Origin of the sequence: Vibrio sp. Isolate34 (assembly GCF_022397915.1) — a bacterium.
GTDB lineage: Bacteria > Pseudomonadota > Gammaproteobacteria > Enterobacterales > Vibrionaceae > Vibrio.
In genome coordinates this window covers 56,629-69,257 of record NZ_JAKEUO010000013.1, presented here as the reverse complement: position 1 = coordinate 69,257, position 12,629 = coordinate 56,629, and the positions used below count along the sequence as shown (strand labels likewise).

Sequence of the window (12,629 nt, the reverse complement as noted above, 5' to 3'; positions counted from 1 at the left end):
TTTCATTTAGCTAATCAAGTTTGTTGATTACGACTTAAATTCGCTTACATCGATTTCAAGCAATTTACCAATGCCTTCGCCGTATGCTGGGTCGGCTTTGTAACAGTGTCTTAGGTGACGCAGTTGAATCTCTTTAGGCACGCCGCCTAGGTTACGAGCTGTGTTATCAAACAGAATCGCTTGTTTTTCTGGTGTCATTAGACGGAATAGGTCACCCGGTTGTGAGAAGTAATCTTCATCTTCGCGGTGATCCCAGTGCGCTGCCGCACCATCCAAGTTCAATGCTGGTTCTGCAAAGTCTGGTTGCTCTGCCCATTGACCTTCGTTGTTTGGCTCATAGCCTAGTGTGCTACCAAAGTTACCGTCAACACGCATCGCACCATCACGGTGGTAGCTGTGTACAGGACAACGAGGTGCGTTCACTGGGATATGCTGATGGTTAACACCCAAACGGTAGCGCTGCGCATCACCGTAAGCAAACAAGCGACCTTGTAGCATCTTGTCTGGTGAGAAACTGATACCCGGTACCACGTTTGCAGGGTTGAATGCAGACTGCTCAACTTCAGCGAAGAAGTTTTGCGGGTTACGGTTCAATTCAAACTCACCTACTTCAATCAATGGGTAATCTGCGTGTGGCCAGATCTTAGTTAGATCGAACGGGTTGTATGGTACTTTCGCCGCGTCCGCTTCTGGCATCACTTGTACTTTCAGTGTCCATTTAGGGAAGTCTTGGTTATCGATGCTGTCTAGCAAGTCACGTTGGTGACTTTCGCGGTCATCGCCGATCACTTGTGCCGCTTCTGCATCCGACAAGTTCTTAATACCTTGCTGAGATTTGAAGTGGAACTTAACCCAGAAACGTTCGTTGTCTGCGTTAATAAAGCTGAATGTGTGGCTACCAAAACCGTGCATATGGCGGTAAGTCGCAGGGATACCACGATCACTCATCACGATGGTGATTTGGTGAAGCGCTTCAGGTAGAGAGGTCCAGAAATCCCAGTTGTTCTTCGCGCTGCGCATGTTAGTGCGGGGGTCGCGTTTCACGGCATGGTTTAGATCTGGGAATTTAAGCGGGTCACGTAAGAAGAACACAGGCGTGTTATTACCCACCATGTCCCAATTACCTTCTTCGGTGTAGAACTTCAATGCAAAACCACGAATATCACGTTCTGCATCAGCCGCACCACGCTCGCCCGCTACTGTCGTAAAACGAGCAAACAAGTCGGTTTCTTTACCCACTTCAGAGAACAGTTTTGCCTTGGTATACTTTGTGATGTCGTGTGTAACGGTAAATGTGCCATAAGCACCTGAGCCTTTCGCGTGCATACGACGCTCTGGAATCACTTCGCGGTCAAAGTGGGCCAACTTCTCCAAAAACCAAACATCTTGAAGAAGTTGTGGGCCACGTTTGCCCGCAGTTTGAACATTCTGGTTATGAGCAACAGGACAACCCGCAGCTGTAGTTAGTTTTTTACTCATCATCAATTCCTTATTACCATTTAGGTACAGCATCTTTGCTGCACCTTCACTTCTGTATGGTGGTTATTTATCACACAAAACCACGCAGTAATTAAGGATATAGAATAAGCCTGACTCAAAGTAAAATATAATCGTTTGTAATTATCGTTATCATGGATAAAGCCTATCGAATTAATGATCTAAATCATAATCATTCAATATTGACAATCATATTTAGAGCATAATAATCATAAACTTACATGACTTCATGAACTAGTTCTAAGGTTCTCCCTTTCTCATCATAACTCACTAATTTTGCGATATTTTGTGACCTATCCGTAAAGTCGCAGCGATATTTCTTGCCGTTCTCGTTAAGTTAAGCTCTGCCTCTTGTAATACTTTTTCTAAAGTTTGTGGCGATCTTACCGTCCCGAACAAGCTGCTCATTTCACCATATAAGGCTTCGACTTCTGTGCCTAATGACCCGGCAATCCCTATAGTCGGAATACCTTGCAAGCTCGCACGTTTAGCAATGCCATAAGGTGTTTTTCCTTGCAGGGTTTGGTTGTCCATTTGCCCTTCGCCGGTAATCACAAGGTCTGCACCCTTTAATACTTCATCAGCTTGTAAAACATCGAGTACCATCTCAATACCAGGTTTAATCTGCATATTGAATAGCAAACCAAGTCCCATAGGCGTGCCACCAGCCGCGCCATAACCAGTGCGCTTGTGAACGGGTTCATCGCCACTAACACAACTCTGCATCTCAGCTACTTGAGCAAAGTTCGCAAGCGCTTTATCCAGCATCACAACTTGTTCTGGGCTTGCGCCTTTTTGTGGACCGAATATATGGCTGGCACCGTTTTCACCACACAGCGGATTATCGACATCACACGCGACAATCAATTCGATATCCGCACAGCGTGAATCTAGATCGGTAAGATCAATAGATGCTAACTCCGCTAGCGCAGCACCACCTCGGCTAAGCTCTTGCCCTGCATTATCTGACAGTCTCCCACCTAGCGCTTGAACGATACCCGCTCCACCATCGTTGGTCGCGCTGCCACCTAATCCAAGAATAATGGTTTGAGCGCCCTGTTCTATCGCTTCTAATATCAGTTGCCCAGTACCGAAAGAAGAGGCAACCAAAGGATCTCGTTGGGCTGGAGTCAGTAAATCCAACCCAGATGCTGCGGCGATCTCAATCAGTGCGGTTTTGTTTGGATTACGCGCTGACGGTTCAAGCATTGCCCATTCAGCGTTTACAAGTTCACCCAGTGGCCCTTCTACTTGGTGGGGTCGCTTCTGCCCCACTAAACCTTGCAGCAACACATCAACAGTACCTTCACCGCCATCGGCTAAAGGCAAGGTCACATAGTCAGCGTCAGGGAAGATTTCACGAAAGCCCTTTTCAATACACGCCGCCACCGATACCGCCGATAAAGATTCTTTAAACGAGTCTGGTGCAATAACAATTTTCATACTGATAAATCCAAAGGAATAATAATTTTGATGGGTTGCCGATCCAAAAATGCCCCTATGTCAGATTAGCAAGCCAATCAAGCAATAGGGGCAGTATATAAAGGTAAGCGGTATTAGTTAGTAACGGCTGTCTTTACTTGTGATTTCTCTTTGCCTTTTAGCCAGATAAATACTGCTGCTAAAACTGCAATTGGAATCAGTGGATCAATCAGTGTACCGCCTTTACCAAACACCAAGTTTAGAACCATGATGATGCTTGCACCAATCGCCCATGCGATGGTTGAAGAGACAGACCAGATCTTGATTTGGTCGGCTAGTTCAGTAATCCCTAGCGTACGGTTGATGATGTGGAAGTACGAATCGTTCAGGTGAGAGAAGCCAACAGGGCCTACAGCACAAGCTAAAGCTACGAATACAGGGTCTAAACGTAACGTTTCTACTAGAGGCAGCGTCATCGTTGCTGCAACCATCATTGATGCCGTTGCTGAACCTTGAATCAAACGAAGCATTGAAGCAATGGCTAGCGGTACTAGTAGCGGTGGAATACCACTGCTCGCGATAGCTTCTGCAACTTGAGGACCAGCACCAGAGGCTTTAAGAACAGCGCCCATTGCACCACCACAGCCGGTCACCACAAGAATTAGACCTGTAGTAGATAACGCGTCATCCATTGAGCTAACCATGTCTTTACGCTCAATGTGACGAGTAAGACCGTATAGCGCCATAAGAACACCGATACCAACAGCAACCACTGGGTTACCAATGAGTGAAATAACGGTATGCATTGCAGTGTCACCTTGGCCAACAAGCGTGTTGATTAGGATGAATGCGATTGGCAGAAGGATTGGACCAAATGATAAGAAGTTACTTGGTAATTCTTTGTCGTCTGTCTCTTTTACTTTCTCAAGGTTTGCCCAATCAGCTTGATTAGTGATCCATGTTTCACCATTTGGTACGCGGTAGTATTCGTTACCTACACGACGGATGTAGATCATAGATAGCAGCATCATAGGAACAGATACCATCAAGCCCCACAGCATGTATTCACCTAGGTCGACGCCAAGAATACCGGCTACTGCAACTGGGCCTGGTGTTGGTGGCACAAGTGCGTGAGTAATCAGTAGGCCTAGAGCTAGGGTAACGCCTAAACCAACGGCTGATTTACCCGTGTCTCGTGAAATTGCGCGAACAAGAGAGTGTAAGATGATGTACGCAGAGTCACAGAAAACTGGGATAGCGACAAGCACCCCTGTAAAACCTAGTGCTAAGTCTTCACGACCTTTGCCACACAGTTTTACAAACGTTTTTGCCATTCGAACAGCAGCTCCAGAACGTTCGAAACATGCACCCATGATTACGCCGAACGCGATAATCAAACCAATGCCACCAAGTACACCACCAAAACCGGCTTTAATTGCATTAATCAACTCTGTTGGTGCCATACCAGCAAACAGACCCATGATGATACTGGCAATAATCATAGCAAGTGCAACTGGGATTCTCGTTTTAATGATCATACCCATCATGGCTAAGATGCCAATTACAATGCCTATCAGTGCTCCATCCATTTTTATATTCCTTTGTCTCTTTCTTCATTTTTATGAAAGTTGTAGGGTGGTGCATATGGGTGATATCGGGGTCACCCATTGCACTCTATCGTTATGCTTTAGCTTATTTATAAGCCGTGTTATCTACATCAGTGTTTACTTGTATAAGTCTTGCTGGAACAACGCCCTTCATACTGAATTAAAGGTAACTTTTTACCCAGCCTAGCCCCTCTTCAGTCGTTCCTCTTGGGTTGTATTCACAGCCAATCCAGCCTTGGTAACCTGAATCATCCAAAACACTAAAGAGGTGTGGGTAGTTCAGTTCGCCCTCGGAAGGCTCATGTCTTTCAGGTACCGAAGCGATCTGAATATGACCGGTATAAGCAGCAACTTCGCGAATCAAAGTGCTCAGGTCACCATCCATAATCTGTGCATGGTAGAGGTCCAGTTGTAGCTTCACATTAGGTCTGTTAACCAACTTGATTAGCTCAACAGCTTCACGTTGGTGCGCCACAAAATAGTTCGGAACATCGCGGTTATTAAGAGGTTCAATCATCAGTTCAATGCCTTGCTCAACAAACTTATCGGCAGCAAATCGAATATTGGAGATGAAGGTGTCGATGTGTTGCTGCTTAGTAAAGTTCTCATCCAATAAACCAGACATCGCATGGACTTTTTTGCACTTCAGAGCTTTAGCGTACATAAGCGCTGTATCAACACTGGCTTTAAACTCATCTTCACGGCCGGGAATCGCTGCAAAGCCACGTTCACCTGCATCCCAATCACCTGAGTGCATATTGAAAAGCGCTTGTTCAAAACCAAATTTCTGCATTTTTTCTGCCAGTTCTTCAGCTTCAAACGCGTAAGGGAATAAGTATTCCACCGCTTTAAAACCAGCTTGGTGTGCTTTCTCGAAACGCTCCAAAAATGGCACTTCTGTAAATAGCATGGTTAGGTTTGCTGCGAATTTAGCCATTATTTGCCTCTCCCTTTTAAATCCGTCACTTCTTCATCAGTGAGGTAACGGATGTCTTTGTCTTTCAGTAAAAACGCTAACTTAGCGGTCTCTTCTAGCTCTTCTGCATTGTCCACTGCATCAATGAAATCAGTGCCTGTTACTACTGGACCATGATTCGCCAACAAAAAGGCTCGGTAGTCGCCAGCTCGCTTTGCAAGCTCTTGGGCGATCTGAGGATCTCCTGGGCGCAAGTAAGGAATCACAGGTAGCTCACCAATTCGCATCACAAAGTACGGAGTAAATGCCTTGATCGCGTTGTTGCGATCCAACCCTTCAAGGCATGAAAGTGCAGTCAGGTATGTTGAGTGCAAGTGCACAATCGCATTGCACTCTGCGTTGTTTCTATAAATCGCTAGGTGGAACGCAGCTTCTTTTGACGGTTTCTTACCTGATATATGGTTGCCATCAATATCAACGACCGACAATTCCTCAGCGACAAGACGACCAAATGAAGAGCCAGTTGGTGTTGCCAAAAAGTGCCCATTAGGTAATTTGATAGAGAGATTGCCCGCACCGCCTGTCGCGTAACCTCGTTCGAACATCGAACGAGCGAGCGTTACCATTTGCTCTCTTAACTGCTGCTCGTTCATCAAAACTTTACTCATCTGAATCTCGCTTATGAAAAGAATGATTGCGCTTTAGCGAAGAAATTCTCGTCACCAAAGTTGCCCGATTTAAGTGCTAGTGAAAGCTCACCTTCAACCGATTTAACCCAAGGCACACCCGGTGCGATTTGAGGACCGATATGGAAACCTTTAACCGCTAAACTTTGCGTCACAACACCTGAGGTTTCACCACCAGCAACGATGAAATTTTTCACGCCATGTTGCTGTAGCTTGATAGCTAACTGGCTAAAGAACTGTTCTACGGCATGGCTTGAAGCTTGTGCACCGTATTCTTCTTGAATAGCTTTCAGTGCAGCCGCATCCGCAGTTGCATACACCAAAGGAGCAAGCTCACCTTGGTTGTTAGTCATCACCCAATCGAATACTTCATTGGCGTATTTGTCGTTGGTTAAGCATGCCTTCACGTCGATAGCGAAATGAGGAGCGAGTTGCTTGTAAGCCGTAACTTGTTGATTAGTCATTACCGAGCAAGAACCCGAGAACACAACCGTTGGCGCTTTTATTGGGCTACCTGCGTTTTTTGCGTCGCTTTGGTCAGCAAGATGTTCAGTCCAGTTTTTTGCGATGCCCGCTGCTAAGCCTGAACCACCTGTGATTAACTTCAGAGATTTAGCGGCTTGGCCTAACGTCACCAAGTGCTCAGCATTAAAAGCATCAACGACCGCATAGCGGTTGCCTTGAGCTTTTAGTTCATCAAAACGAGCGGTGACTGCCTCAGAGCCTTGTTCAATGGTTTGGAAGTTAACCAAGCCAGAAACACCCTCTGATTGCGCATCCATCATGCGAACGACACTTGAATCTGTCATTGGTGTAACTGGGTGATTACGCATGCCTGAATCACTTAATAACTCACCAAAAACAAACAGGTGACCGTTGTAAACCGTGCGACCATTAACAGGTAATGCAGGGCAAACCATAGTGAAAGATTCGCCAAGTTCAGCCAAGAGTGCATCGGTTACGGGACCGATATTTCCCTCAGCAGTGCTGTCGAACGTCGAGCAGTATTTGAAGTAAAACTGTTGGCAGCCTTGGGATTGAAGCCATTTAAGCGCAGTCACCGAGTCGGTTACCGCTTCATCTACTGGGCAAGAGCGAGATTTAAGGCTGATCACGACCGCATCGGCTGAAGCATCAAAATCACCCGTCGGAATGCCGTTCAATTGAATAGTGCGCATCCCGTTTTCAACCAAGAAACCGGCAATGTCTGTTGCACCTGTAAAATCGTCTGCAATAACACCTAATAACATGATTACTTCTCCACTTTTGGTGTGTTCACACCCGGTAGGTCAATGCCTTGGAACACTTTGATTACTGCGCTATCGTCTTCTTGACCAAAGCCAGCATTACTCGCACTTACAAACATATTCAGTGCTGCACTTGATAGTGGAAGCGGGAATTTTAGGTCTTGAGCGGTATCCGATACCAAGTTCAAATCTTTTACGAAGATATCGACCATAGATTTTGGAGAGTAATCACCATCAACAACGTGCTTCATACGATTCTCGAACATCCACGAGTTACCCGCTGCGTTAGTCACAACGTCGTACATCAGATCGAGAGGGATATTCGCGCGAGCTGCTAATGCCATTGCTTCAGCGCCTGCAGCAATGTGAACACCTGCAAGTAATTGGTGGATGATCTTTACCGTCGCACCAAGGCCAATAGCTTCACCGATGTTGTAAACTTTTGCCGCCGTCGCATCGAGTACAGGAGCCAATGCCTCGAATGTAGTAATCGCACCTGAAGCCATGATAGTCATTTCACCGGCTTCTGCTTTTACTGCACCACCTGAAACAGGTGCGTCAAGCATCACAAGATCATACTCAGATAGCTGAGCTTCAATCTGCTTTGCGTCTTCCGCTGAAATTGTTGCCGAGACCATAACTGGTGTATTAGGTTTTAGTGCTGCTGCTAAGCCTGTTTTAAAAAGTACGGTATTAACTTGAGCCGCATTCACAACCAGTACCAAAACAGAATCGAGTTTGTCTGCAAACTCAAGCGCACTTGTTGATACCGCTTTGGCGCCATATTCACCCAAAGTTTCAAGCGCTTGTGGATTCAAATCGAAACCATATACATCAAGCCCTGCACGTACACATGATTTAGCTGCGCCCATGCCCATTGAACCTAAACCGATAACACCAACAGATTGAACTTCACTCATAACAAGATGCCTTTCACGTAATTATTGAATTCTAGATTTGTTAATTATTGTTTATGTTTGTGATTATATGTGAAGAAACCGAATGCGACTTAGTGATAAGTCACACTTTTAACAAAATTTAACACCAAGAGGTAATTTACCCCTTTCTAGGCATTCATTAAGGGCACTTTTGTTCGCTATCGCAGTTTTAATAACTCATTTACAACAGATATTCACAGATATTCACAAAGTAGGGAAAGGTTGATAGGATGATGAAAAATAAGAATATAGAAGAAAGAACATGATCCCAGCTGAACGTCAGAGAACCATTTTATCCCTGCTGTCACACCAAGAAGTGATCAGTATCTCTGAGCTCGTAGAGCACTTAGAGGTATCTCATATGACTATTCGTCGGGATATCGTGAAGTTAGAAACATCAGGAAAAGTCATTTCTGTTTCCGGTGGTGTTCAACTTACCAAAGCACTTCACAGCGAGTTGTCACATGACATAAAGGTAGAGCAACAAGCTGATGAGAAGGCTCAAATCGGCCTACTTGCCGCACAGCTTGTGCCGGAATTCTCTACTATTTATCTGGATGCAGGCACAACTTCACTAGAAATCGCCCACCATCTTGCTGGAAGAAACGACCTGTTGATTATCACCAATGATTTTGCAATTGCAGCTTACCTGATGAACAACACTCAGTCGGAAATCTACCATACTGGTGGAAAGATTGATCGCGAAAATCAGTCCAGTATCGGCGGTAAAGTAGCTGAGTTCTTAGCAGGTATGAATATCGACATCGCGTTTATCTCTTCTTCATCTTGGAATCTAAAGGGACTCTCAACGCCTTGTGAAAATAAGGTATTAGTGAAACAAGCTATTGTTCAAGCAGCCCACACTAATTATCTCATTTCAGATTCAACCAAATACGGACGCATTGCCAGCTTCCACGCTTTAGATATGGATGCGCTTAATGGCATAATTACTGATATTAACCTACCTAACAGCGTCATTGACGAGCTACAAGACAAAGGGATCAAAGTCATTAATTCATAACGAATATCGCCACAAAAATTCAGGCTCACGCATTACCATTCAGAGCCTGAATACTTCACTCGAGAAAGCATTTATTAATCCACTCGATAAAAATAATTCTTACAATTAAGCGTGTTTATTCGCTAATTATATTGTTACTCAACGGCATAATAGTCATGAATCCATTCAACGAGTTAGGTTATGTTCTGCAAGCGCCTTTTGGCATTGGTTTTACCCATTTCTGTTATCTTTTCTACGCACGCTGAAACCTTTGGTGAGCGAATAGAGCGCATCGAACAAGAAAATGCATTAGCGAAAACAATAAGCGAGACACAAGCAGAGCTCATACAGAAGGTAGTACAAACCAACCACTGCGCCAAAGTGGCATTAGTCCATCATCATCGGATTTTAGGCCAATACAAAAAACCAACCTCTTCTTCAGAACTATTCGTTAAATGGCGAGAGCTAGGCAAGCAACTAGACAACAAATATGAGACGAATTACCCGGGCTATCCCAAGCATGTATTTCAAGAATACCCAACCGCTTCAAGCAAGGTTGATGGTTATCTATTTGCCTTAATTGACAATGGTTTGAATGAAAAGTCATGGATAGCCAAAGAGTTCAAACAGTGCAAAAACAACAAGCTAATCTCAAGAACCTAGCTTAGATTTCATGGTAAGGGCTTCCGCGAAAAGAAGCCCTCTCAACAAGTGCAATCACTTTCAATATCGTTCTAATAAAGTAAGAACAGCCCTTCATAGCCACCTATCTCTATTTGCGTGACATACTCTCCGACGTTGCCGTTTGCATCGACAGGCTTCATTGCCGTGTCCAATACAATCGTCAGCTTCTCTGCCTCATAAAAGCTCACGTTCTTACCGTGGAAATCCGTTCGGTACAACACTCGACCCTTATCGAACTCTCTCGCCAACACCATATCTTCAGGGCCACCAGCCACGACTAACCGCTCAGACTGATGCAAGAAATAGGTATACGTCGGCAATACGTGTGTCACTCCATCGGGTAAGTCTGCATGTACCATTTCATTCATCGATGAATCACCCACAATGGTGTAATCCGCGGGTACAGGCGTAGTTGTCGAAAGCATCAAGGTAATGGCGTCAAAGCCTTCGGGAATGAGATTGCTCGGTTCGCCCAAATCAACCGCCAATAGCGCACTTGGTTGATAAGCGACATTTTTTGGCACACCACCCTTCCAAAAGTTATCCGCTGTGGTGTTGTCACTCCCATAAACATAACCATTGTTCCACTGGTTGAAATAGCTGTGTTGTGAATGGTGATTCAAGTAATAAATCGCCAATGCTGAGTATTGGTCTTGTCGCCAGTTTTGTTCAGAACCACCAAAGAACTGAACACGACCGAAGCGCGTTGTTGCTTGAAAGATCACGCTTTGCTCGGCATACGCCAATGCCGAGTTATCCCAAAACTTGGAGATACCCGAATAGCCGCTAAAACCAGTCGATGGGAATACATAATGCTCCCTGAAATATAAAGAGCCTGCTTCCACAAGGTGAGATTGACCATTACGCCCAAGTAAGTTGGCTGTCCCAATATTCAAGCCTATCAAGGCATCACGATTGAGAGTTGCGAGGTTTTTTAAGAAGGCAGAGAATTGCGCTTTATAAAGATCATCAGCCTCGGTAGAACCCACCACCAATCCAAGCTCTTGCACCGTGCCACCGGAGTGAACATAAAACTGGTTTCCCCCAAGCAGTTTGTTAGTGTCATCGTTATAAGCACCATTTAGCCCCTGCTCTGCCCAGTTTTGCTGATAATAAGCATGAACCGCCGATAGGTAATTGAGGTTGGCGACATTAGCTAGCGCCCATGACGAGCTCTGACTCCACATTCGGCCAAATGGCACCACGCGCGACTCCCATCGAAATCGAGCAGTGGCATTTTTATTGGTGCGATTTTTATACTCACTTTGTGACAAGTAGTTGTCTTGATTCAAGTCGGCAGACACATCAAAACCACGGATCTTACGCCACTGGCTAATAACATTTCCATCAGGCGTTGTTTCAGGCGCATCGGTTAGCTTCACCACAGGAAAGCTGTTTCTGAGCTTCACTTCTTTAAGGCGCGGTCTGTCGTTGGCGTTATCACCCTGCCAACGAATTCTCATCACATACAGACGCCCGCCGTCGCGCACAAAATTAGAACCAAAATACTGACCTCCGCCATAGCTAGCGCCACTGCCATCATGAGTTGTCGCCCTTACCCAATCAGATGGTAGGTTACACAGTACAGATTGGTTCTTGGTCATATTGAGGGTTTTGTCTTTCTTCAAATCCAACACAGACCATTGTGATACCTGCCCATGGGCGTCAACTTCTGTTGGATACTCAAGCCAAAACTGACCACCATTGGCAAACTGAGAGAACTTCAGTGTCAGCCTATCGAACTGCTCTGCGTGATACACATAAAGCGCACCGCCTTGCTCGAAGTTTTCAAACACATCCGCGTCCCAAGGCGGTTGTTGATAGAGCAAAAATCCCGCATGGTCTTCACTTGCGGTGTAACCGACGATCATAGGTTTTCGATTAAGAAGGGTATTTTCACCGTGGCTTTTGTCGACTTCGGCAATCACCGTGTCTTCAGCGAAATGCAGAAAGAAGTCTTCATAATTGGCACCGTTTAGCACTGCGTTATTGCGAAGATCGTTTTCTAACCAGCCAGAGTTTATCTCCAACTTTTGGTTGTACATGTAACCAATCGCAGTAATTCGCTCGTTGTCGGCTTTGTCTGCATAAGAGCCAAACACGATATCATTGTTTGTGATTTCCCAATCAATAACATCCGTTGCCGACATTGGCGAATCGCTTAAGTCGACACCTTGTTGATGTGATCCGGGTAATACAATCGCTTTACCGGCAGCAAAAGCGTTACTAGCGGTTAGGTAGAATGGAATGAGTGCTAGCAACCATAAAATGTAGGGGTTCATCATTCAGTTTTCCTAATCGATACTGTCGTTACTCAAAAATACGAGACGAAAAGTCAGCCAACTTACGTGTCAATTTAGGAATCAAAATACGAAAAAAAGTATCGACTACATTGCTGCATTGTTCAAGTGCTCGTCTGTCTTGTTTCATCGGTGGTAAGGAAAATGAGCAAATGTCGATTCAAAATCATAACCTTGAGGAAAAGATACATTTTTGTGATTTAAATTTTATTTGGAAACCAAGTTTCTTCTGCTGACGAAAAATCAGCTCAGATTTTCTCAAAAAGAGAATAATACGCTTTGGGATATGAAAGGTTATCGAGCCTAGAACTCAGAACAGGGCTTGGATTTGC

General features: G+C 45.0%; 10 protein-coding genes. 2 read left to right on the top strand and 8 right to left on the bottom strand.

What is annotated here, in order from left to right; genetic code table 11:
* Positions 1-27: 27 nt before the first annotated feature.
* The 7 genes from L1D22_RS14745 to ltnD all read right to left on the bottom strand — a co-directional run bounded on the left by L1D22_RS14745 (position 28) and on the right by ltnD (position 8,295).
* Positions 28-1,479 carry a catalase gene (locus L1D22_RS14745; RefSeq protein WP_239830343.1) on the bottom strand — a complete coding sequence of 484 codons (1,452 nt, stop codon included), beginning with the start codon at positions 1,477-1,479 and terminating at the stop codon, positions 28-30.
* A gap of 288 nt (positions 1,480-1,767) precedes the next feature.
* On the bottom strand, positions 1,768-2,940 hold the full coding sequence (locus L1D22_RS14740; RefSeq protein ID WP_239830342.1) for a glycerate kinase: 1,173 nt from the start codon (positions 2,938-2,940) through the stop codon (positions 1,768-1,770).
* A gap of 113 nt (positions 2,941-3,053) precedes the next feature.
* A complete protein-coding gene (locus L1D22_RS14735) occupies positions 3,054-4,508 on the bottom strand; it encodes an SLC13 family permease (protein WP_239830341.1) in 1,455 nt (484 codons plus the stop codon).
* Between the two features lie 178 nt (positions 4,509-4,686).
* Complete coding sequence (gene otnI / locus L1D22_RS14730) at positions 4,687-5,463, bottom strand: 2-oxo-tetronate isomerase (protein ID WP_239830340.1); 777 nt, start codon at positions 5,461-5,463, stop codon at positions 4,687-4,689.
* Complete coding sequence (locus L1D22_RS14725; protein ID WP_239830339.1) at positions 5,463-6,110, bottom strand: aldolase; 648 nt, start codon at positions 6,108-6,110, stop codon at positions 5,463-5,465. Before L1D22_RS14725 ends, otnI begins: the two co-directional genes overlap by 1 nt.
* 11 nt (positions 6,111-6,121) lie before the next feature.
* The gene (gene otnK, locus L1D22_RS14720; RefSeq protein WP_239830338.1) at positions 6,122-7,378 is read right to left on the bottom strand and encodes a 3-oxo-tetronate kinase; all 1,257 of its coding nucleotides are present in this window, start codon (positions 7,376-7,378) and stop codon (positions 6,122-6,124) included.
* A gap of 2 nt (positions 7,379-7,380) precedes the next feature.
* A complete protein-coding gene (ltnD, locus tag L1D22_RS14715) occupies positions 7,381-8,295 on the bottom strand; it encodes an L-threonate dehydrogenase (protein ID WP_239830337.1) in 915 nt (304 codons plus the stop codon).
* 280 nt (positions 8,296-8,575) lie between these two features.
* On the opposite strand from ltnD, the gene L1D22_RS14710 reads away from it, so the two are divergent.
* Together L1D22_RS14710 and L1D22_RS14705 are read left to right on the top strand one after the other, a co-directional pair.
* On the top strand, positions 8,576-9,334 hold the full coding sequence (locus L1D22_RS14710; RefSeq protein WP_239830336.1) for a DeoR/GlpR family DNA-binding transcription regulator: 759 nt from the start codon (positions 8,576-8,578) through the stop codon (positions 9,332-9,334).
* 180 nt (positions 9,335-9,514) lie between these two features.
* Positions 9,515-9,976, top strand: a complete 462-nt coding sequence (locus L1D22_RS14705; RefSeq protein ID WP_239830335.1) for a hypothetical protein — start codon at positions 9,515-9,517, stop codon at positions 9,974-9,976.
* A gap of 71 nt (positions 9,977-10,047) precedes the next feature.
* Here L1D22_RS14705 and L1D22_RS14700 read toward each other — a convergent pair whose 3' ends face one another.
* Positions 10,048-12,279: a hypothetical protein gene (locus L1D22_RS14700; protein WP_239830406.1), complete on the bottom strand. Its 2,232-nt coding sequence runs from the start codon at positions 12,277-12,279 to the stop codon at positions 10,048-10,050.
* Between the last annotated feature and the right edge of the window lie 350 nt (positions 12,280-12,629).